General features: G+C 66.5%; 20 protein-coding genes. 14 read left to right on the top strand and 6 right to left on the bottom strand.

What is annotated here, in order from left to right:
* Nucleotides 1-936 (bottom strand): pirin family protein, encoded by a 936-nt coding sequence (locus U1E69_RS02820; RefSeq protein ID WP_322242680.1) that lies wholly within the window; start codon nucleotides 934-936, stop codon nucleotides 1-3.
* Between the two features lie 374 nt (nucleotides 937-1,310).
* Between U1E69_RS02820 and U1E69_RS02815 the strand changes: the two genes are divergently transcribed.
* The 7 genes from U1E69_RS02815 to U1E69_RS02785 all read left to right on the top strand — a co-directional run bounded on the left by U1E69_RS02815 (nucleotide 1,311) and on the right by U1E69_RS02785 (nucleotide 9,905).
* Nucleotides 1,311-3,302 (top strand): CocE/NonD family hydrolase, encoded by a 1,992-nt coding sequence (locus U1E69_RS02815; RefSeq protein ID WP_322242678.1) that lies wholly within the window; start codon nucleotides 1,311-1,313, stop codon nucleotides 3,300-3,302.
* 101 nt (nucleotides 3,303-3,403) lie between these two features.
* On the top strand, nucleotides 3,404-5,002 hold the full coding sequence (locus U1E69_RS02810) for an ABC transporter substrate-binding protein (RefSeq protein ID WP_322242676.1): 1,599 nt from the start codon (nucleotides 3,404-3,406) through the stop codon (nucleotides 5,000-5,002).
* A gap of 9 nt (nucleotides 5,003-5,011) precedes the next feature.
* Nucleotides 5,012-5,968: an ABC transporter permease gene (locus tag U1E69_RS02805; protein WP_322242674.1), complete on the top strand. Its 957-nt coding sequence runs from the start codon at nucleotides 5,012-5,014 to the stop codon at nucleotides 5,966-5,968.
* Entirely contained in the window at nucleotides 5,965-6,780 is an 816-nt protein-coding gene (locus tag U1E69_RS02800) for an ABC transporter permease (protein WP_322242672.1), read from the top strand. Before U1E69_RS02805 ends, U1E69_RS02800 begins: the two co-directional genes overlap by 4 nt.
* Nucleotides 6,773-8,407, top strand: coding sequence for an ABC transporter ATP-binding protein (locus U1E69_RS02795; RefSeq protein WP_322242670.1), 1,635 nt, complete (start codon nucleotides 6,773-6,775; stop codon nucleotides 8,405-8,407). The genes U1E69_RS02800 and U1E69_RS02795 overlap by 8 nt, the downstream gene beginning before the upstream one ends.
* 79 nt (nucleotides 8,408-8,486) lie before the next feature.
* Nucleotides 8,487-9,320 (top strand): alkaline phosphatase family protein, encoded by an 834-nt coding sequence (locus U1E69_RS02790; protein WP_322242668.1) that lies wholly within the window; start codon nucleotides 8,487-8,489, stop codon nucleotides 9,318-9,320.
* A 150-nt stretch (nucleotides 9,321-9,470) separates the two neighbouring features.
* Complete coding sequence (locus U1E69_RS02785; RefSeq protein ID WP_322242665.1) at nucleotides 9,471-9,905, top strand: hypothetical protein; 435 nt, start codon at nucleotides 9,471-9,473, stop codon at nucleotides 9,903-9,905.
* Here U1E69_RS02785 and aroB read toward each other — a convergent pair.
* Nucleotides 9,902-11,011, bottom strand: a complete 1,110-nt coding sequence (gene aroB, locus U1E69_RS02780) for a 3-dehydroquinate synthase (RefSeq protein WP_416200251.1) — start codon at nucleotides 11,009-11,011, stop codon at nucleotides 9,902-9,904. The genes U1E69_RS02785 and aroB overlap by 4 nt on opposite strands.
* Complete coding sequence (locus U1E69_RS02775) at nucleotides 11,011-11,547, bottom strand: shikimate kinase (protein WP_322242663.1); 537 nt, start codon at nucleotides 11,545-11,547, stop codon at nucleotides 11,011-11,013. Before U1E69_RS02775 ends, aroB begins: the two co-directional genes overlap by 1 nt.
* Before the next feature lie 194 nt (nucleotides 11,548-11,741).
* On the opposite strand from U1E69_RS02775, the gene U1E69_RS02770 reads away from it, so the two are divergent.
* The 4 genes from U1E69_RS02770 to U1E69_RS02755 are packed head-to-tail and all read left to right on the top strand — an operon-like array spanning nucleotide 11,742 to nucleotide 15,674.
* On the top strand, nucleotides 11,742-11,876 hold the full coding sequence (locus U1E69_RS02770; RefSeq protein WP_322242661.1) for a hypothetical protein: 135 nt from the start codon (nucleotides 11,742-11,744) through the stop codon (nucleotides 11,874-11,876).
* A 25-nt stretch (nucleotides 11,877-11,901) separates the two neighbouring features.
* Complete coding sequence (locus U1E69_RS02765) at nucleotides 11,902-13,416, top strand: hypothetical protein (RefSeq protein ID WP_322242659.1); 1,515 nt, start codon at nucleotides 11,902-11,904, stop codon at nucleotides 13,414-13,416.
* Nucleotides 13,417-13,421: 5 nt separating this feature from the next.
* Nucleotides 13,422-14,360 carry a tyrosine recombinase gene (locus tag U1E69_RS02760; protein WP_322242657.1) on the top strand — a complete coding sequence of 313 codons (939 nt, stop codon included), beginning with the start codon at nucleotides 13,422-13,424 and terminating at the stop codon, nucleotides 14,358-14,360.
* 15 nt (nucleotides 14,361-14,375) lie between these two features.
* On the top strand, nucleotides 14,376-15,674 hold the full coding sequence (locus tag U1E69_RS02755; RefSeq protein WP_322242654.1) for an HlyC/CorC family transporter: 1,299 nt from the start codon (nucleotides 14,376-14,378) through the stop codon (nucleotides 15,672-15,674).
* Here U1E69_RS02755 and U1E69_RS02750 read toward each other — a convergent pair.
* Both U1E69_RS02750 and U1E69_RS02745 read right to left on the bottom strand, forming a co-directional pair.
* Complete coding sequence (locus tag U1E69_RS02750) at nucleotides 15,646-16,212, bottom strand: flavodoxin domain-containing protein (RefSeq protein WP_322242652.1); 567 nt, start codon at nucleotides 16,210-16,212, stop codon at nucleotides 15,646-15,648. The genes U1E69_RS02755 and U1E69_RS02750 overlap by 29 nt on opposite strands.
* A gap of 67 nt (nucleotides 16,213-16,279) precedes the next feature.
* The gene (locus U1E69_RS02745) at nucleotides 16,280-17,074 is read right to left on the bottom strand and encodes a gamma-glutamyl-gamma-aminobutyrate hydrolase family protein (protein WP_322242650.1); all 795 of its coding nucleotides are present in this window, start codon (nucleotides 17,072-17,074) and stop codon (nucleotides 16,280-16,282) included.
* A 218-nt stretch (nucleotides 17,075-17,292) separates the two neighbouring features.
* Between U1E69_RS02745 and U1E69_RS02740 the strand changes: the two genes are divergently transcribed.
* The 3 genes from U1E69_RS02740 to U1E69_RS02730 are packed head-to-tail and all read left to right on the top strand — an operon-like array spanning nucleotide 17,293 to nucleotide 19,532.
* Nucleotides 17,293-17,643, top strand: a complete 351-nt coding sequence (locus tag U1E69_RS02740; protein WP_322242649.1) for a DUF305 domain-containing protein — start codon at nucleotides 17,293-17,295, stop codon at nucleotides 17,641-17,643.
* A gap of 57 nt (nucleotides 17,644-17,700) precedes the next feature.
* Nucleotides 17,701-18,654: a D-erythronate dehydrogenase gene (gene denD / locus U1E69_RS02735; protein ID WP_322242647.1), complete on the top strand. Its 954-nt coding sequence runs from the start codon at nucleotides 17,701-17,703 to the stop codon at nucleotides 18,652-18,654.
* A 38-nt stretch (nucleotides 18,655-18,692) separates the two neighbouring features.
* The gene (locus tag U1E69_RS02730; protein WP_322242645.1) at nucleotides 18,693-19,532 is read left to right on the top strand and encodes a DMT family transporter; all 840 of its coding nucleotides are present in this window, start codon (nucleotides 18,693-18,695) and stop codon (nucleotides 19,530-19,532) included.
* Between the two features lie 6 nt (nucleotides 19,533-19,538).
* On the opposite strand, the gene U1E69_RS02725 is transcribed toward U1E69_RS02730, so the two are convergent.
* Nucleotides 19,539-20,744 carry a pyridoxal-phosphate-dependent aminotransferase family protein gene (locus tag U1E69_RS02725; RefSeq protein ID WP_322242643.1) on the bottom strand — a complete coding sequence of 402 codons (1,206 nt, stop codon included), beginning with the start codon at nucleotides 20,742-20,744 and terminating at the stop codon, nucleotides 19,539-19,541.
* Nucleotides 20,745-20,843 lie beyond the last annotated feature (99 nt).

The following is a 20,843-nucleotide window of genomic DNA, read 5'->3' as shown; positions in this document are numbered from 1 at the left end:
TCACCGCTCTGGGGCCGGGATGAACTCGGCGTTGTCATGCGGGGGCAGCTTGAAGCGGCCATGCATCCAGTCGCCGGCGCGCCAGGCTTCTTTTGCAGCCTCGATCTTCTCTTTCGAGGAGGCGACGAAGTTCCACCAGATATGACGGGGGCCGTCCATCGTGGCCCCCCCAAGCAGCATCAGCCGCGCCCCCTGGGGGCCGGCCTTGACCGAGACCCGGTCGCCGGGGCGGAAGACCAGCATCCGGCCCGCTTCGAAGGTCTGGCCCGCGCTGGAGACCTCGCCGTCCAGGATGTAGACGCCGCGGTCTTCGTGGTCATCGGGCAGCGGGATGGAAGCGCCGGGGGAAAGGCGGGCGTCGGCATAGAAGACCTCGGAGGGCATCTGCAGGCCCACACTCTCGCCCCAGGCGGTGCCGAGGATCAGGCGGACCTGTTTCCCCTCGCCCTCCAGTTCCGGCAGGGCGGCGCGTTCGAGGTGGGCGAAATCGGCGGCGTCTTCCTCGCGGTCCTTCGGCAGGGCAAGCCAGGTCTGCAGGCCGAACAGCGTCAGAGGGGCTTTCCGCGCCTCGCCATCGGTCCGTTCCGAGTGGGTGATCCCCTGCCCCGCCATCATCCAGTTGACGGCGCCGGGCTCGATCCAGAGATCGGTCCCAAGGCTGTCGCGGTGGTGCATCCGGCCCTTCAGAAGGTAGGTGACGGTCCCGAGACCGATGTGGGGGTGCGGGCGGACGTCGATGCCCTGACCGGTCAGAAACTCGGCCGGGCCCATCTGGTCGAAGAAGATGAAGGGCCCCACCATCTGCCGCTGGGCCGAGGGAAGGGCACGGCGGACTTCGAACCCGCCGAGGTCGCGGGCGCGGGGGACGATGACGGTCTCGATCTGGTCGACCTGGGTGCCGATCGGGATCGAGGGGTCGAGAAGCGGGTTCCACATGGGATGGTCTCCTTTGCAGGGAAGGTAGACGCGGGGGGGCGGAATTGCATCCCGATCTGGGCGCGCGGGGGCTGTGCGGGGGTGAACAGGCTAAGGAGCGCCGCCCGTGGCGGAATGTTCAAGGGGAGGCAAGTCAATGGGTTAAGTGTGAGCGTTCAGGGTTTGTTGGGGTGTTCGAAGGGTCCGCTCGTCGATGACTTCGTCACTCCTCGCTTGAGATCGTGGCCGGGGGACAGCTCGTCGTCGACTTCGTCGCTCCTCGCGCGCCGCACTCCGACGAGAAGCCAAAGGCGCACGAGGAGGTGTCCCACACGCAACCCTTGAATTGCACGAACGAATAATATCCGATGGGTTAACAGAATCGGAGGACCTTCGTGACGATCCGCAGCGACTTTCCCCATGCGATCACCGAGATCGAGGATTTGTCGATCCCGATGCCTGACGGCACGCGGCTGTCGGCCCGGGTCTGGATGCCGGTGGACGCCACCACCCAGCCCGTCCCGGCGGTGCTGGAATACATCCCCTACCGCAAGCGCGACGGGACCCTGCCCCGCGACGAGCTGATGCACCCCTATGTGGCCGGTCACGGCTATGCCTGCGTCCGCGTGGACATCCGGGGCAATGGCGACAGCGACGGGTTGATGGAGGACGAATACTCCGCCCAGGAGTTGCAGGACGCCTGTGATGTCATCGCCTGGCTGGCCAAGCAGGACTGGTGCAGCGGGACCGTGGGGATGATGGGGAAAAGCTGGGGCGGGTTCAACTGCCTGCAGACGGCCTTTCTGCAGCCCCCGGCGCTGAAGGCGGTGATCTCGGTCTATTCGACCACGGACCGATTTGCCGACGACATCCACTTCAAGGGCGGCGCTTTGCTGGGGGAAAACTTCGGCTGGGGCAGCGTGATGTTGTCCTATTCCTCGCGTCCCGCTGACCCCCTCTTGCGCAATGGCTGGCGTGAGGATTGGCTGAAGCGGCTGGAGGCGGAGCCGTTCCATGCGCCGGGTTGGGCCGCACATCAGACGCGGGACGCCTATTGGAAGCACGGCTCGATCTGCGAGGATTGGGACCGCGTGACGGTGCCGATCCTGTCCTATGGCGGCTGGAACGACAATTACATGAACACCGTCGCCAAGCTGATGGAGAATGCGCGCGGGCCGGTGAAGGGGATCATCGGGCCCTGGGTGCACCAGTATCCGCATACGGCGGTGCCGGGGCCAAGGATCGGGTTTTTGCAACTCGCGATCCGCTGGTGGGACCGCTGGCTGAAGGGGGTACAGAACGGGGCCGATGATGATCCAGCGTTCCGGGCTTACATCCTTCATTCCGCCCCGCCGAACGCCAGCGCCGCGCATCGCGACGGGCACTGGGTTGCGGAAGCCGAGTGGCCGACGCCTCGAGTATCGCGGCGGGTCATGCAGGTATCGGATGCAGGGCTAGGCGTGGCGGGGCCGCTGTCGGCATCTGTCTGCACGCCGCAGCATCTGGGCATGACGGCGGGTGAGTTCTTCCCGATGGGGCTGAATGCCGAGATGGCGGGGGACCAGCGGGGGGACGACGCGCTTTCGGTCTGCTTCGATGGGGTGACTCTGGCGGAGCCGATCCAGCTTCTGGGGGCCGCAACGCTGACGCTGCGGCTGGCCTCGGACAAGCCGCTGGCTTTCCTGGTCGCGCGGTTGTGCGATGTGGCGCCGGACGGGTCCTCGACCCGGATCGCGCATGGCATTCTGAACCTGTGCCACCGCCGCAGTGCCGAGGCCCCGGAACCGATGCTGCCGGGCGTGCCGGAGGATGTGGTGCTGACCCTGGACCAGATGGGGTATCGGCTGGCGGCGGGGCACAAGCTGCGGCTGGCGTTGTCGACGACCTATTGGCCCTTCGTCTGGCCCAGCCCCGAGGCGGCGACGTTGGAGATCACCGGCGCAAGTCTTGACCTGCCAGTGCATGAGGGGACGGGCGAAGCGGAATGGCTGCCTCCGCCTGCCGAGACGGCATTGCCCTGGAAGCACGACGTCCAGCGGACTGGTCAGTCGAGCCGCCGGGTGGAGAGCGACCTGATTGCCGGAACCCATGCGCTGCTGGTCGAGGATGATCTGGGCGACACCAGGAACCTGACGCACGGGCTGGTGACGGGCGAGACGACGACCGAGCGCTGGGAGATCGGGGCGGACCCCCTGTCCGCGCGGGCCGAGATCACCTGGGAGCAGCGTCTGTCGCGCGGCGACTGGCGGGTGCGTACCCGGGCCGAGACGATGATGACCGCGACGCCTACGCATCTGCGGATGCAGGCCACCCTGACCGCCTGGGAGGGAGAACAGGTCGTTTTCCAGCGCGACTGGGACGAGGAGGTCGCACGAGACTTTGTGTGACAGCCCGCGAGAAATCGTTTGTCGCACGGGGCGGTTCGCGGTTTATTGATCCTCAAGTCAACAAAAGAATCCCCGAAACGGGGCCAATCAGGGAGACGACAATGAACGACAAGCACAAGCAGCTTGACTGGATGCTGGCGCAGGCCAAGCAGGGCCGGATGACCCGTCGCGAATTCGTAGGGCGGACGACAGCCCTTGGCGTGTCGGCGGGCCTGGCCTCGGCGCTGTTCGGCAAGGCGGCCGCGGCGCAGGAAGCCAAGAAAGGCGGCGTGATCCGCGTCGGCATGCAGGGCGGGGAATCGACCAACAGCCTGGACCCGGCACTGGCGGCCTCGGAAGTGCCGTTCCAGGTCAACATGACCTGGGGCGAAATGCTGTGCGACGTGAAGGCGGACGGGACCATCGACCCGCGGATCGCCGAAGAGATTTCCTCGTCGCCCGACGCGACCGAGTGGAAGTTCAAGATCCGCGCGGGCGTGGAATATCACGGCGGCGGCACGGTGACGGCCGAGGATGTGGTGGCGACGCTGAAGCGGCACACCGACGAGAAGGCGCAGTCCGGTGCGCTGGGGATCGTCCAGGGGATCACCGACATGAAGGCCGAGGGTGACATGGTCACGCTCAAGCTGAACGCGGCCAACGCCGACCTGCCGTTCCTGATGGCGGACTATCACCTGATCATCCAGCCCGGCGGCGGCGTGGACAACCCGGCGGCGGGGATCGGCGCGGGCCCCTATTCGGTCGTGATCAACGAACCCGGCGTGCGCCACACCTTCAAGAAACACGCCAACTATTTCGACAGCACCATCGGCCATGCCGACGAGGTCGAGATCCTGGTGATCAACGACAACACCGCCCGGACCGCGGCGCTGCAGTCGGGCCAGATCCACATGATCAACCGGGTCGACCCGAAGATCGCGGATCTCTTGAAAGGCGTGCCGGGTGTGCAGATCAAGGCCGTCGCCGGCCGGGGGCACTATGTCTTTATCATGCACTGCGACAAGGCGCCCTTCGACAACAACGACCTGCGGATGGCGCTGAAATACGCGATCAACCGGGGCGAGATGGTCGAGAAGATCCTGGGCGGCCTTGGCCAGCCGGGCAACGACTTCCCGATCAACGCGGCCTATCCGTTGTACGAGGACAAGTTCGAACAGCGCGAATACGACGCGGCGAAGGCGGCGGAGTTCTATGCGAAGTCCGGCCATGACGGATCACCCATCGTGCTGGCGACGGCTCCGGGCGCGTTCCCGGGTGCGGTGGATGCAGCGAACCTCTTCGCGGCCAGCGCCAATGCGGCAGGCATTCCCTTGCAGGTCAAGCTGGAGCCCGATGACGGCTACTGGTCGAACGTCTGGAACGTGGCCCCGTTCTGCGCGTCCTACTGGGGCGGGCGTCCGGTGCAGGACCAGATGTACACCACGGCCTATCTGTCCACTGCAGAATGGAACGACACCAAGTTCAATAACGCCAAGTTCGACGAGCTTCTGATGGCGGCACGGGGCGAGCTGGACACGGCCAAGCGGACCGGCATGTACACCGAAATGGCGCAGATCCTGCGCGATGAGGGTGGGCTGATCCTGCCGATGTTCAACGACTTCGTGTCGGGCGTCAGCGACACCATCGGTGGCTGGGTCGACGACCCGAACGGCGAGCTGATGAACGGTCGTGCCCAGGTCCGCTGCTGGCTGAACGCGTAAGGCCGGGCGGTGCATCCGATCCTGAAACTTGTGGTCCAGCGCTTTGCGCTGGGCCTCCTTCTCTTGCTGGCCGTTTCGGCCGTCATCTTCCTGGGCGTCGAGGCGCTGCCGGGCGACACCGCGCAAGCGATCCTGGGTCAGCAGGCCACGCCCGAGGCGCTGGCGAACCTGCGCGAGAAGATGGGGCTGAACGAGCCGCCGCTGACGCGCTATTTCCAGTGGCTGGGCGGCATCCTGACCGGTGATCTGGGCACGGCCCTGACCAATGGCGCGGACATTGCGCAATCCATCGGGCAGCGGCTGGGCAACACGCTGTTCCTGGCCGGATGCGCCGCCGCCATCTCGGTGCCGCTGGCAATCCTTCTGGGCCTGATCGCCGCGCGTCACGCCGGGAAATGGCCCGACAAGGTGATCTCGGGCATCACGCTGACAACGATCAGCCTTCCCGAATTCGTCGCGGCCTATTTCGTGATCTTCATCTTCACGCAAGTGATCCCGATCTTTCAGCCCGTCGCCATGGTCTTCCCAGGCATGAGCTTCTGGGCCAAGCTGAACGCGGTCGCCCTGCCCGTCATCGTGCTGGTCCTGGTGGTCCTGGCGCACATGATGCGGATGACCCGCGCGGCGATCCTGAACGTGATGCAATCCGCCTATATCGAGACGGCCGAGCTGAAAGGCCTGTCGCCGATGACGGTGATCTGGAAGCACGCCTTCCCGAACGCCATCGCGCCCGTGGTGTCGGTCGTCATGCTGAACATGGCCTACCTCGTCGTCGGCGTCGTCGTGGTCGAGGTGGTCTTCGGCTACAACGCGCTGGGGCAATATCTGGTCGACCACGTCACCAAGCGCGACCTGCCGGTTGTGCAGGCCGTGGGTCTGATCTTTGCCGCCGTCTACATCTTCCTGAACATGGCCGCAGACATCATCGGCATCCTGGCCAATCCGCGCCTGAGGCACCCGAAATGAGAATACCCATTTCCGCCCTCATCGGCCTTGTCTTCACCGGGGTCTTCCTGTTCGTCGCCATCTTTGCGCAATGGATCGCGCCCTACCCGATCACCGACGTCTCCGGCGGCCAGTGGGAGGGACCTTCGGCGCAGTTCTGGCTGGGGACCGACACCATCGGGCGGGATATCCTGTCGCGGCTGATCTATGGCGCGCAGATCACGATCTTCGTGGCGCTGGCCTCGTCCGTGCTGGCCTTTTCGCTGGGGGCGTTTCTGGGGTTCCTTGCGGCGGTCAAGGGCGGCTGGATCGACCAGATCCTGTCGCGCGTCGTCGATCTGGTGATGGCGGTGCCCTCGCTGATCGTGGCGCTGGTGATGCTGTCGGTGCTGCCCCTGAACCTGACCGTGCTGATCCTGGTGATGGGCATCCTTGATTCCACGCGGGTATTCCGCCTGTCCCGCGCTGTCGCTGCCGACATCGCGGTCATGGACTATGTCGAGGCCGCAAGACTGCGGGGCGAGAAAGGCACCTGGGTCATCTTCCGCGAGATTCTGCCCAACGCGCTGTCGCCGCTGGTCGCCGAGTTCGGGTTGCGCTTCATCTTCGCGGTCCTCTTCATCTCGACCCTGTCCTTCCTGGGCCTGGGCATCCAGCCGCCCCTGGCCGACTGGGGCGGGATGGTGAAGGAAAACAAGGACGGGCTGATCTACGGCAAGTCGGCAGCGCTGTTGCCTGCGGCGGCCATTGCCGCGCTGGCGATTTCCGTGAACCTGGTGGCGGACTGGATCCTGACCCGGACCTCCAGCCTGAAAGGAGGGCGCGGTGGCTGATCCTCTGCTGTCGATCAAGGGCCTGGTGATCGAGGCCACCTCTTACCCGCCGGGAGAGCCTCCGAAAGAGGTGACGCTGGTGCATGGGGTGGACTTGACCCTGCAACGGGGCCGCGTGCTGGGCCTGATCGGGGAGTCGGGCGCGGGAAAATCCACGATCGGGCTGTCCGCAATGGCCTACGGGCGCGGCGGAGTGCGGCTGACCGGGGGGACGATCCATCTCAACGGGCGGGAAATCCGGCTGGCCGATCCAAAGGCGTTGCGGGCCCTGCGTGGGCGCGAGGTGACCTATGTCTCGCAATCGGCGGCGGCCAGTTTCAACCCGGCCAAGCAGATCATGGAACAGGTGATCGAATCCTCGCTGTCGCACGGGTTGATGACCAAGCCCGAGGCCGAGGCGCGGGCGGTGGCCCTGTTCAGGAAGCTGGGCCTGCCGAACCCGGAAAGCATCGGCAAGCGCTATCCGCATCAGGTCTCGGGCGGGCAATTGCAGCGCTGCATGACGGCGATGGCGTTGTGCCCGAAGCCGGACCTGGTCATCTTCGACGAACCGACGACGGCGCTGGACGTGACGACGCAGATCGACGTGCTTGCCGCGATCAAGGAGGCGATCCGGGATACCCAGGTCGCGGCCCTGTATATCACGCATGACCTGGCCGTGGTGGCCCAGGTCGCTGACGACATCATGGTGCTGCGGCATGGCCGGATGGTCGAGCTGGGTGAGACCGGGCAGATCATCCACCGGCCGACGCAGGATTACACCCGCGCGCTGGTCTCGGTCCGGTCGCTGGAGCATGTCGAGAAGGCCCCCGCCCCGCCGATCCTGCAGGTGCAGAACCTGACGGCCCGGTATCGGGGGACGAATTTCGACGTGCTGAAGAATGTCTCGGTCGACCTTCCGGTGGGCCAGACTTTAGCGGTGGTGGGCGAGTCGGGCTCGGGCAAGTCGACGCTGGCGCGGGCGATCACCGGGCTTTTGCCGCCATCGGCGGGGCGGATCACTTTTGCCGGGCGGCAGTTGTCCGAGGCCCTTTCGGGCCGGACGAAGGACGACCTGCGCGAGATCCAGATGATCTACCAGATGGCCGACACCGCGATGAACCCGCGCCAGACCGTGGGGACGATCATCGGGCGGCCGCTGGAATTCTACTTCGGTCTGCGGGGGGCAGAGCGGGACGCCCGTGTGCAGGAGCTGCTGGACCAGATCGAGATGGGCAAGGGCTTTGCCGACCGCTATCCGGCGGAACTGTCGGGCGGTCAGAAGCAGCGGGTCTGCATCGCCCGCGCACTGGCGGCGAAGCCACGGCTCATCATCTGCGACGAGGTGACATCCGCGCTGGACCCGCTGGTGGCGGATGGCATCCTGAAGCTGCTGCTGGCGCTGCAGGCCGAGGCGGGGGTGGCGTATCTTTTCATCACGCATGACCTGGCGACGGTGCGCGCCATCGCTGACAAGATCGCGGTGATGTTCAAGGGGGCTGTCGTGCGCTACGGGCAGAAGACGGATGTGCTGACGCCGCCGTTTGATGACTATACCGACCTTTTGCTCAGTTCCGTGCCCGAGATGGAGCAAGGCTGGCTGGAACAGGTGATCGCGCACCGCAAGATGGAGAGCGCGGGGAATTGATCCGCCGCTCGTCGATGACTTCGTCACTCCTCGCTGGGGGGCTCCGACGAGAAGACAAAGTCGCACGAGGAGGTGCGTCGTGACCAAACTTCTGCTCATTATTCTGGATGGGGTGCCTTACCGCAACTGGCGGCGGCTGTTCGGCAATCTGGAAGGCTGGGTCGAACAGGGCGAGGCCCAGGTACGGCGGATGCGGGCGGTGCTGCCCTCAACCTCGGCCTCGTGCTACGCCTCGATCCACACCGGAGTGCCTCCGCAGAAGCACCACATCTGGGACAACGCGGATATCCGGCGGGTGACGTTCCCGGATGTGTTCAGCGAGCTGACGCGCGCGGGCAAGACGACGGGGGCCGTGACGCACAGCTATTGGTCCGAATTCTTCAACCGCGCGCCCTTCGATGTGGTCCGCGACATCGAATATGACGAACCCGGCGGGCCGATCACGCATGGCCGGTTCCACACGATGCACGGCTATGGCCATGCCAACCAGATGACGCCCTCGGACTACGACCTCTTCGGCACGCTGACGCGGCTGTGCGAGGTCAAGGGGATCGACTACGGCATCCTGCACACCTGCACGCTGGACAGCATGGGGCACCGGTTCTTCCACGACTGCGAAGAGATGGACCACGCCTGCTTCCACCTGGACGCGATCCTGGCGCCGTTCATTCACCGCTGGCGGCAGAACGGGTATGAGGTGATCGTCACCGCCGACCACGGCCAGGACGCCCGGGGGCATCATGGCGGGACGGGCGAGGATCAGCGGGATTTTGCGTTTTATTACTTTGGCCACAGCAGCTTGCCGCCCGAAGATCATGTTCTGGATCAACTGGCGCTGGCCCCCTCGATCCTGACCCGGATGGGAGTGCCAGTGCCGCCCACGATGCAGGCTGCGCCCTTCTTCACCGGCTGAAGCAGTCCTTCACGACGCAGTGTGTGGCGGTTGGCAGCAGGCCGGGCCTCTGGACACGCGGCCGAATTCGCAGCATAGACGCGCGACCGGATCTGCCTGACGCCCTTTCGAAAGACCAGCTTGCCGATGCCCGCACAGATCTTCAGACCCTTGACTCTGGCCCTTGTTCTACCGCTGGCCGCCTGTGCAAGCGGCACCAGTCCGATGCAGCTTTATCCGCTGCAGGGGCCGATTGCCGACGACGACCCGACGCTGGTCATCCAGGCGACGGCGAAAAACACCACCGGCACATCCGGCGATCTGAGCTTCCGCCTGCCGGAAGCGGGGCGCTGCACCGGCACCTGGTCCTCGCTGACGCCGCGGACGGTGTCGCACACAAAGGGCATGTCGCTGACCTTCAAGAAGACCGGCGGCGAAGTCGGGCGCGAGATCGAGACGGTCGCAGGCGTCAACAACGGCGAGATCTATGCCGTCTGCGCCGACGGGACCCGGGTGCAGGGCACCTTCGTCATCGGCTCTGGCACGGCCAGCGGCACGGGCCAAGCCTCGGACACCAACGGCAACGTCTACAAGCTGCTGTTCTAACCCCGCAGCGCGTCGTCCAGCACGGCGCGGACCCGGTCGCCCGGCACGTCGTCGGCCACGAAGGCCTGTCCGATCCCGCGCGCCAGGATGAAGCGCAGTTTGCCGTCGACCACCTTCTTGTCCTGCCCCATCAGCGCGATCAGCGCCTCGGACCCCGGCAGATCGCCCGGGATGTCGCGGATGTCTGTTTTCATCCCCATTGCCCGCAGATGCGCGCGGACCCGGCTGGGTTCCTCCTGGCTGCACAGACCAAGGCGGGACGACAGCTCGAACGCCAGGGCGCAACCGATGGCAACGCCTTCCCCGTGCAGCAGGCGGTCGGAATATCCGGTGGCCTTTTCAAGGGCGTGGCAGAAGGTGTGGCCAAGGTTCAGAAGCGCGCGCTCACCCTCTTCGGTCTCATCACGCGACACGATCCCGGCCTTCATCTCGACCGACCGGGTCACGGCGCGCAGGCGGGCGGCCTTGTCGCCCTGGCGCAGCGCGGGGCCTTCGCCCTCCAGCCAGTCGAAGAAGGCGGCGTCGCCAAGAAGGCCGTACTTCACCACCTCGCCATAGCCCGACAGGAAATCACGGTCGGTCAGCGTGTCGAGGACGTCGATATCGGCCAGCACCAGGCTGGGCTGGTGGAAGGCGCCGACGAGGTTCTTGCCCTGCGCGGTGTTGATCCCGGTCTTGCCGCCGACGGAACTGTCGACCTGCGCCAGAAGCGAGGTCGGCAGCTGCACGAAGCGGACACCCCGGCGCAGGATGGCGGCAGAAAAGCCCACGAGGTCACCGATCACGCCGCCGCCAAGCGCCAGGACCACGTCCTTGCGTTCGACCCTTTGCTCCAAAAGCCATTCGGTGCAGCGTGCCAGGTTCTCCCAGTTTTTCGTCCCTTCACCGGGCGGCAGGACAAGCGCCGAGGACGCAATCGCTTCAGCCTGCAGCGCCGCCTGCAGCGCGGACAGATGCCGGGCCGCCACGGTCTCCTCTGTCACGATGGCCACCCGCTTGCGGCGAAGAAGGGGCGCAATCTCGACCCCGGCGCGGGACAGAAGCCCCTGCCCGATCCGCACCTGGTAGGAGCGTTCGCCCAGATCAACCGCAACTGTGTTCAAGATCAGACCTCCAGCACGTCGGGCCGTGTCTTCAGCGCCTCGACCACGCGGGTCGCCATCTCGTCGACGGACCGTTCGGCAGCACTTTCGACCACGACGTCGGCCTGGGCATAAAGCGGCTGGCGGGCCTCGTAAAGAGCGCGCAGCGTCTCGCGCGGGTTGGCGGTGCGCAGGAGGGGGCGCGTCGTCTTGTGCCGGACGCGCTGCCAGAGGAGTTCGAGGTCCGCCTTCAGCCAGACCGACACGCCGACATCGTGGATCAGCGTGCGATTCGGCTCGGACAGGAAAGCCCCGCCGCCGGTCGACAGCACGCAAGGTGTCCCGCGCAAAAGGCGGTTGATGACCTCGCTTTCGCGGGCGCGGAAGAAGGGTTCGCCATCGCGTTCGAAGATCTCGGCGATACTGCGGTTGGCGGCCCGGACGATTTCCTCGTCGGAATCCTTGAACGGCACGCCCAACTGCCGGGCGAGCGCGGTGCCGACTGCGGTCTTGCCGGCCCCCATCATTCCCACAAGAACAACCGTTTTTACCAATCGCATGGCACACCGTTCCGCTGGCCCCGCGGGCAAGGACTTGCCGACGGGAAATCTTTCCCCCTCAATGGCGTGAAGTCTTCCCGAATGCTATATAGATTTGCAATGGCATCTGCCGCGCCGGGGCCATATCCGGACGCGCGCAGCAACAATAGCCGGGCGGATCAAGCCGTCCGGGACGTTCGAGGAAGGGCTAGGCGATGGGTCGGATCATCAAGGCGTTGGTGGTGCTGGTGATTTTGGGCTTCGTCGGCTTGACGGGCTATGCCTATCTGGGCGATCTGTCGCCTGTGCAGGGCGAAGTGAAGAAGCCTGTGGTGTTGAATGCGGACTAGTGCGGCGGGGGTTCTGTCACTTCTGATGCTGGGAGAACCGGCGGCGGCCCAGGATGCGGGCCCGCTGTCGGCTATCGACTGGCTGTCGCAATCGGTCGCGACCCCGGCCACGGCAGGCACTGTCGCCCCGTCGATTGACGAGCCTCCGGTGACTGAAGCGGGGGGGGCGCTGCCTGCGACGGTCACGACCTCGTCGCTGGACGGCCCCTCGCCCGACGGGGTGGGGCTGATCGCACCGGCGGTATCCGGGCTGCCGAAGGATCTGTGGGGGGCGGGCCTGACGCGCGAGATTGCCGAACGGTTGGTCACCCATCCTGACGACGACCTGCCCGCGTTGCGCCAGTTGTTCCTGACGATGCTGCTGGCCGAAGTGGCTGCCCCCGTCGATGCCGGGGGTCGGGGCGAGCTGTTGCAGACGCGGATCGACAAGCTGCTGGCGATGGGCGCGCTGGAGCAGGCGGCGGCGTTGATCGAGGCGGCGGGGGCCACGACGCCGGACCTCTTTCGCCGGGCCTTTGACGTGGCGCTGCTGACCGGGGCCGAGGACCGGGCGTGCCAGTCGATGGCCGACGCTCCGCACCTGGCGCCGACGGTGCCTGCGCGGATCTTCTGCCTGGCGCGGTCGGGCGACTGGGACACGGCGGCGCTGACGATCCGCACCTCGCGCGCCTTGAACCAGATCACGGCGGATCAGGAGACATTGCTGTCGCGCTTCCTTGACCCCGACCTTTTCGAGGGCGAGCCGGTGCCCCCTGCCCCTAGCCCGATCACTCCGCTGGACTGGATGATCTATGCCGCCATCGGTGAGCCTTTGCCGACCGAAGGGCTGCCCATCGCGTTTTCCTATGCCGAGATCGGTCCCCGCGCCGGCTGGAAGGCCCGGATCGAAGCGGCCGAGCGGTTGACGCGGGCCGGGACCATCCCGCCGAACGTAATCCTGGGGCTTTACACCGAACGCGACCCGGCGGCCTCGGGCGGGGTCTGGGACCGGGTGGCGGCGTTCCAGGCTTTCGATGCGGCCATGACGGCGGGCGATGCGGCGCGGGTGCAGGCCACCTTGCCCGAGGTCTGGGCCCGGATGCAGGAGGTCGAACTTGAGGTGCCATTCGCGACGCTTTACGGCAAGGCCCTGCAAGAGCTGCCGCTCACCGGCGCTGCGGCGGCCATCGCCTTCCGGGTGGGTCTTCTGTCGCCGCAGGCCGAGATGACGGCCAGACGGCACTCCCCCGCCAACACCGAAGATGCCTTCCTTGCGGCGCTGGCCGTGGGCGATGCACGCAATGCAGTGCCGCCGGACAGCCTGGCGCGGGCGATCCAGGCTGCCTTCCGGGCCCCTGCCCCCTCGGCCGAGGCGCAGGCGCTTCTGGATGGCAACCGCAAGGGCGAGGCGATCGTCGTTGCCATCGACAACATCGCACGCGGGGTCCAGGGCGACCTGCGCGGCGTGACCGAGGGCCTGTCGCTTCTGCGCCTGGCGGGGCTGGAAGGCGTGGCCCGCCGGACGGCGCTGGAGCTGATGATCCTGGAACGACGGGGTTAAGGCGCATGGCGGATGCCGAGGCAAGCCGCTGGATCTCGACTTTCCTGGACGCCTGTGCGGCGGACCTCGGGGCCGCGCGGAACACCCAGCTGGCCTATGGCCGCGACCTGGTGGACTTTGCCGACTGGCTGGGGCGGCGCGGGCTGGGGTTTGCCGCCGCAGGGCGCGAGGCGGTGGAGGATTACCTGGTCCATTGCGATGCGCAGGGCCTGTCCAAGGCCACCCGGGCGCGGCGGCTGTCCTCGATCCGGCAGCTTTACCGCTTTGCTTTCGAGGAAGGCTGGCGGGCCGACAACCCTGCCCTGCGGCTGACGGGGCCGGGCCGGGCGCAAAGCTTGCCAAAGACCCTGACCGAGGCCGAAGTCTCGCGCCTGATGGACGCCGCCCGCACCCGCGCCCGCAACCCGGTGGACCGGCTGCGCGACACCGCCCTTTTCGAACTTCTCTACGCCACCGGCCTGCGGGTGACCGAGCTGGTGGGCCTGCCCGTCGCCGCAGTGCGCGGCGATCCCCGGATGATCCTGGTGCGCGGCAAGGGCGACAAGGAGCGGATGGTGCCGCTGTCCACCCCCGCCCGCGCCGCCCTGGCCGCGTGGCTGGCGCATCGCGACGCTGAGGACGAGGCCGGGCGCAAGGCGGGCCGCGCGCCGTCGCGCTTCCTTTTCCCCGGCGACGGGCGCGAGGGACATCTGACGCGGCAGTATTTCCACAGCCTGGTCAAGGATGTGGCGGTGCTGGCCGGGATTTCCCCGTCACGCGTGACGCCCCACGTCCTGCGCCATGCCTTTGCGACGCACCTCCTGGCCCACGGTGCCGATCTGATGGTGATCCAGACCCTGCTGGGCCACGCCGATGTTGCCACGACCGAGATTTACACGCATGTCCTGGATGACCACCTCAAGGACCTGGTCCTGACCAAGCACCCCCTGGCCCGCAAGGGCTAAGCCCGGAAAGACCCGATGCCCGACGCCTCTCTTGATACCGCCTTCTGGCTGACCACGCTTGCGATCCTGGCCCTTCTGGTGATGTCAGCCTTCTTCTCGGGATCGGAAACCGCGCTGACGGCGTCTTCGCGCGCCAAGCTGAAGGGCTTGGCCGACAAGGGCTCACGCGGGGCGAAGTCGGCGATGGTCGTGACCGAGGACCGCGAGCGGATGATCGGTGCGCTCCTTCTGGGCAACAACATCGTCAACATCCTGTCGGCCTCGCTGGCGACAGCACTTCTGACCAAGATGTTCGGCGACAGTGGCGTGGCCCTGGCGACCTTTGCCATGACCGCGCTGGTGCTGGTCTTTGGCGAGGTCATGCCGAAGACCGTCGCCATCACCTTCCCCGAACCCGTCGCGACCCGGGTTGCACCGATCATCCGCGTGCTGATCGTGGTCTTTTCCCCCGTCGTGACAGTGGTGCGCCTGCTGGTGCGGGGTATGCTGCGTCTGATCGGCCTGAAGCCGAACCCCGGGGGCGAGATGCTGGCCCTGCGCGAAGAAATCGCCGGCGCCATCGCGCTGGGTCACTCCGAAGGCGCAGTGCACAAGGCTGACCGCGACCGGCTGCTGGGGGCGCTTGACCTGTCGCACCGCACGGTGGACGAGATCATGCGCCACCGCCGCCAGATCGAGATGATCGACGCCGACCTGCCTCCGGGAGAGATCATCACCCGGGTCCTGGCCTCGCCGCACACCCGGCTGCCGATCTTCCGCGACAGCGACGACAATATCCTGGGCGTGGTCCACGCCAAGGACCTTCTGCGCGAGGTGGACCGGCTGGTGCGCGGCGAAGAGGGTCTGGGGATCGAGGCGCTGGACATCGTGAAAGTGGCGATGAAGCCCTATTTCATCCCCGATACGACGGCCTTGGACGAACAGATGCGCGAGTTTCTGGCGCGGCGGACCCATTTCGCGCTGGTCGTCGACGAATACGGCACCCTGCAGGGCCTGATCACGCTGGAAGATATCCTGGAAGAGATTGTCGGCGACATCACCGACGAATTCGACGTGGTGCGCAAGGATTCCGGGCTGACCCAGACTGACGACGGGGCCTGGCTGATCGACGGGGCGATGACGATCCGCGACCTCAACCGGGCGACGGACTGGCGGCTGCCGGACGAAGAGGCGAACACCATCGCGGGTCTTGTCATCCACGAGGCGCAGATGATCCCCGCCGAGGGCCAGGTCTTCAGCTTCCACGGTTTCCGCTTCGAGGTCGTCGGCAAGCGCGAGAACCGGATCACCCGGCTGAAACTGCGGCGGCTTTGACGCGCGGGGTGACACCTGCGACCCAGCCATCCACGGCCAGGATCAATGCGGCCCAGTCAGTGTATTCCTTGTCCGTGCCGGGTTCCACCGTTTCACCCTTCTGATCGGCGATCCGCCGCATCGCCCAGGCACGGAAGAAGTCGTATTCGCTGAAGCGGAAGGCCCCGGCGACATGCTCGGTGCGACCGGGGGTCCAGCCGGTGTCGGCTTCGAAGTCGGCAAGACAGCGGTGCAGGCCAGCCCAATCCTCGGGGTCGTTGCCGGCGGCGGACAGCGAGACGGCCAGGAAAAGGGTGGGCATCCGGGCCAGCGCGGCGGCCTGATCGGTGGCAAAGCGGGCAAGTGACTTCTGGTAGCCGCCGGCATGCAAGGACCCGGCAAGAATGGCTCCATCAAAGCGAGAGAGGTCCAGCCCCTCGGTATCCTCGACGTTCAGAAGTTCGACGGCATGGCCCTGACCCGCCAGCCGGTCAGCGGCAAAGCGGGCGATCTTGCGGGTCTGGCCGTCGGTGGTGGCATAGGCGATCAGCAGGTTCATGGGTGCCTCCGTTCGGGATGCACCATTCTGGCGCGGACGGGAAAGCCCCGCCCTGATCCGGATCAACTCAGGCCGAGCGCGCCATTGCCGCAGGGCGTTCGCCTTCCGCCCAGGCGGTGACGGCCTGGCCGAAGGCGTGGAACAGCGGGCGCGAGACCGGATCGTTGCCCGCATTCCATTCCGGGTGCCACTGGACGGACAGCGTGAACCCGGGCGCGTCCTTGACGTAGATCGCTTCCGGCGTGCCGTCAGGCGCGTGGCCGTCGATCACGATCCGGCAGCCCGCCCGCGCGATGCCCTGGCCGTGCAGCGTGTTCGTCATCACCTCTCGCGCGCCCATCAGCTTGTGGAAAACCCCGCCCTCGGTGAAGGTCACGCTGTGACGCAGGGCAAAGCATTCCTCCAAGCTGCCGTCGGGGGGCATGCGGTGGTTCATCCGGCCCGGCAGGTCGCGGATTTCGGGGTAAAGCGTGCCGCCCAGGGCCACGTTCACCTCTTGAAAGCCGCGGCAGATGCCAAGGAAGGGCTGGCCCCGGTCGACGCAGGCGCGGATCAGCGGAAGGGTGATCGCGTCACGGCTGCGGTCGAAGGCACCGTGAGCGGGGGTCTCCTCCTCGCCGTATTCGCTGGGGTGGACGTTGGGGCGGCCCCCGGTCAGAAGGAACCCGTCGCAAAGGTCCAGAAGTTCATCGACCCCGACATAGCGCGGGTCCGAGGGGATGATCATCGGAATGGCGCCAGCAACTTCGGCGACGGCAGCCGTGTTCATCGTCCCTGCGGAATGCGTGGGATAGCGGTCGTTGATCACGTAGCTGTTGCCGATGATCCCGACGACGGGACGCTGCCGCTTGTGCTTCGTCACCTGCACTGCCTGCCTTTCCTGTAGAAGTTTTGTAAACATACGCCCCCGGCCCCCGGTCGGAAAGGGAAAGAAGCCTCCCCGTGCCGCACAGATCGGTGTCCGTCGTGCACAGTTGGGGAACAATAGGCGGCCTGCTGCATTTCCGCTCACGCCGAAATGAGTTTCCTTCCCCGATGGGAAGGTAGGATCACCGTCGCATCAGAAGAAGGAGACAGACCATGTTGAAACACCTCATCCTCGCCGTCAGCCTTGCCAGCCCCCTGCCCGCTTTCGCGCAGGAAACCGGACACGAGGGTCACATGATGGGCGACAAGGGCCCGGCCTCGATGGCCTTCATGGAGGCCAACGACCGGATGCACCAGAACATGATGATGGAGTACACCGGCAATGCCGACGTCGATTTCATCAAGGGCATGATCCCGCACCATCAGGGCGCGGTCGAGATGGCGAAGATCGTGCTGGAGCATGGCACCGACCCCGAGGTGAAGAAGCTGGCCGAAGGCATCATCGCGGCCCAGGAAGCCGAGATCAAGTGGATGACGGACTGGCTGGCCAAGAACGGCGGCTGATCCGCTTGGCTTTGCGTCGGTGATGTGGTCCCCTTCCGCGCAAACGGAGGGGGACCGATGCACATCCTGATCCTTGGCGCGGCGGGCATGCTGGGCCGCAAGCTGACGGCGGCGATCACGGGTGGTGCGCTTGCCCATGAACGGCTGACGCTGGCCGATGTCGTGTCGCCTGCCGCCGTTGCGGGGGCCACGTCGCTGGCGGTAAACCTGACCCAGTCCGGGGCGGCAGAGCGGCTGGTGCGGGACCGGCCGGACCTGATCTTTCACCTTGCCGCCGTCGTCTCGGGCGAAGCGGAGGCGGACCTGGCCAAGGGCTATGCCACCAACCTTGATGCCTCGCGCGCGCTTTTCGATGCCATCGCGGCGATCCCCGGCTATTGCCCGCGCGTGGTCTTCGCCTCATCGCTGGCCGTTTTCGGCGCGCCCTTCCCGAAGGTGATCCCGGACGACTTCCACCTGACCCCGCGCACCAGCTATGGCACGCAGAAGGCGATGACCGAGCTTCTTCTGTCCGACTATTCCCGCCGGGGCCTTCTGGACGGCATCGCGCTGCGCCTGCCGACAATCTGCATCCGGCCCGGCGCGCCGAACCGGGCGGCCTCGGGGTTCTATTCGTCGATCCTGCGTGAGCCCTTGAACGGATTGCCCGCCACCCTGCCCGTCCGCGACAGCCTGCGCCACTGGTTCGCCAGCCCCCGCGCGGCGACGGGGTTCTTCCTGGGGGCGGCGGTGCTGGACACCGGCGCACTTGGCCCCTCTCGCGCGCTTGGCATGCCAGGCCTGTCCGCCAGCATCGCCGAGATGATCGAGGCGCTGCGCCGGGTCGCAGGGCAAAAGGCGGTGGACCTGATCACCTACGCCCCGGACCCGGTGATCCAGGCCATCGTCGAGCCTTGGGCCGAGGCCTGTGCCGCCACCCAGGCCCGCGCCCTGGGCTTCACCGCCGAGACCAGTTTCGACGAGATCATCCGCATCTACCTGGAAGACGACCGTCCAGGAGGTCCGTCCTGACCGCCTTTTCGGCACCGACCGCGCGGCCACTGGTCGGCGTGGCGCTTATGCTGGCGGCGATGGCGATCCTGCCGGTGATCGACGTCTTCGCCAAGAAGCTGGGCGAGGCGGGGCTGCCGATCCTGATCGTCGTCTGGGCGCGGGCGCTGTTCGGAGGCCTGATGACGCTGCCCTTCGCACTGCGGGCCGAGGGCGCACAGGCGTTCCGGCCGGCACAACCCCTGCGCCAGCTGGCGCGCTCGGCCCTGCTCTTCAGTGCGACGTTCCTGTTCTTCCAGTCGTTGAAACACCTGCCCATCGCCGATGCCCTGGCGATCTTCTTCGTCAACCCGCTGGTGATCGTGATCCTGTCGGCGCTGGCCTTGCGCGAAAAGGTCGGGCCCCGCCGCTGGGCCGCCGTCGCCGTGGGTTTTGTCGGCACGCTGATCATCATCCGGCCCGGCCTGGTCGAGGTGAACCCCGGCACGTTCTACGCCCTGGGGGCCGGGGTGGCGCTGGGGTCCTATTTCGTGATGACGCGGGCGATGGCGGGGGTGGCGGACGCGATGGTGCTGAACTTCCAGACCTCGGCCATCGGGGCGGCGCTGATGACGCTGGCGCTGCCGTTCCTGTGGCTAAGCCCAAGCCCCACGCAATGGGCGATGCTGGCTGCCCTGGGCGTGATCGCGACGCTGGGCCACGTGCTGATCACCAAGGCCTATGAGCATGGCGAGGCGTCCTTGCTGGCCCCCCTGGCCTTCACCGAGATCATCATGGCGACGATCCTGGGCTGGTGGTTCTTCGGCGACCTGCCCGACCGCTGGACCGTGCTGGGGGTCACGATCCTGATCGCGTCGGCCGTCTATATCTCGGTCCGCGAGCGGCAGGTGAAAGCGTAGGGTGCGCTACAGCGCACCTTTGGCCACCACCTGCGCTGCCGCCGCCAAAGCGCCCGGCCCATGCGGGATGTCCAGCGCCGACATGCCCGCCTCCATCACCGCAAGCGCCCCCAGCGTCATATGGGCGTTGACGTGCCCCATATGCGCGACGCGCAGGAAGCCGTGATAGGCCGGATCGGTCGAAGGCGCCATGCCAAGACCGATGCCCAGAGTGACGCCGGCCTGTTTCTCGCACCATTCGCGCAGCCGCGTGGCGTGGGGCGCACCAAAGCGGGCCGCGGTCACCGACCAGCCGCGATGGGCGGGGTCAGCCACGTTCATCCCGATGGCGGGGTTGCCTGCGGACCAAGAGTCGAAGGCCGCCCAGACCGCGCTGGCAAGCGTGTGGTGGCGCTTCCAGACGTTGGGCAGGCCCTCTTCGTGGATCATGTCCAGTGCCTCACGCAGCCCGAAAAGGTGGCTGGTCGGCGCGGTGCCGTCCCACAGCTGCCAGAACTCTTCGGGTTCGGCCCGGGGACCCCAGGCCCAATAGGGGGTGGCCAGGTCAGACTTGCCGCAGCGCAGGCGGGCGGCTTCGCTGAACCAGACAAAGGCCATGCCGGGGGGAGTCATCAGCCCCTTCTGGCAGGCCGCGACCATGACATCGACGCCCCAATCGTCCATCCGGAATTCGTCGCAGCCAAGCGAAGCGATGCAGTCCACCGCCAACAGCGCCGGATGCCCCGCCGCATCCATCGCGGCGCGCAGGGCCGGGATGTCGGTCTTGATCGTGCTGGCCGTGTCGACATGCGTCGTCAGGACCGCCTTGATCTGGTGGCCGGTGTCCGCCCGCAACGCCGCTTCGACCCGGGTCATGTCAACGGGCGCGGATTTGCCGAAATCCAGCACCTCGACCTCGATCCCCATCGCGCGGGCGCTGTTGGCCCAGCTAAGGCCGAACTGCCCGACCGCCAGCACCAAGGCCTTGTCGCCCCGGTTGAAGAGGTTGGCATTCGCCGCCTCCCACCCTGAATGACCGTTGCCGATGTACATCGCAACATGGCCCACCGTCCCCGCCACGGCGCGCAGATCGGGGAACAGCGAGGCCGCCATCTCGATCAGCGGGCCTTCGTAGATGTTGGGCGAGCCCTGGTGCATCGCGCGCAGCACCCGGTCGGGGATCACCGAGGGGCCGGGAATGGCCAGATAGGGGCGACCGTTGGCAAGGCTCATGCGTCTCTCCTTAACTTCGCCGACATGGCTAGGCCCGAGCAGAGGCAGCGTCAATCCGGCGCGGCTTGAGGGTTGCGGTCTTTCCGGCTAAACCCGGCC

It is taken from the genome of Tabrizicola sp., from assembly GCF_034366665.1.
Lineage (GTDB): Bacteria > Pseudomonadota > Alphaproteobacteria > Rhodobacterales > Rhodobacteraceae > Tabrizicola.
This window is presented reverse-complemented; position numbering and strand designations above follow the sequence as displayed.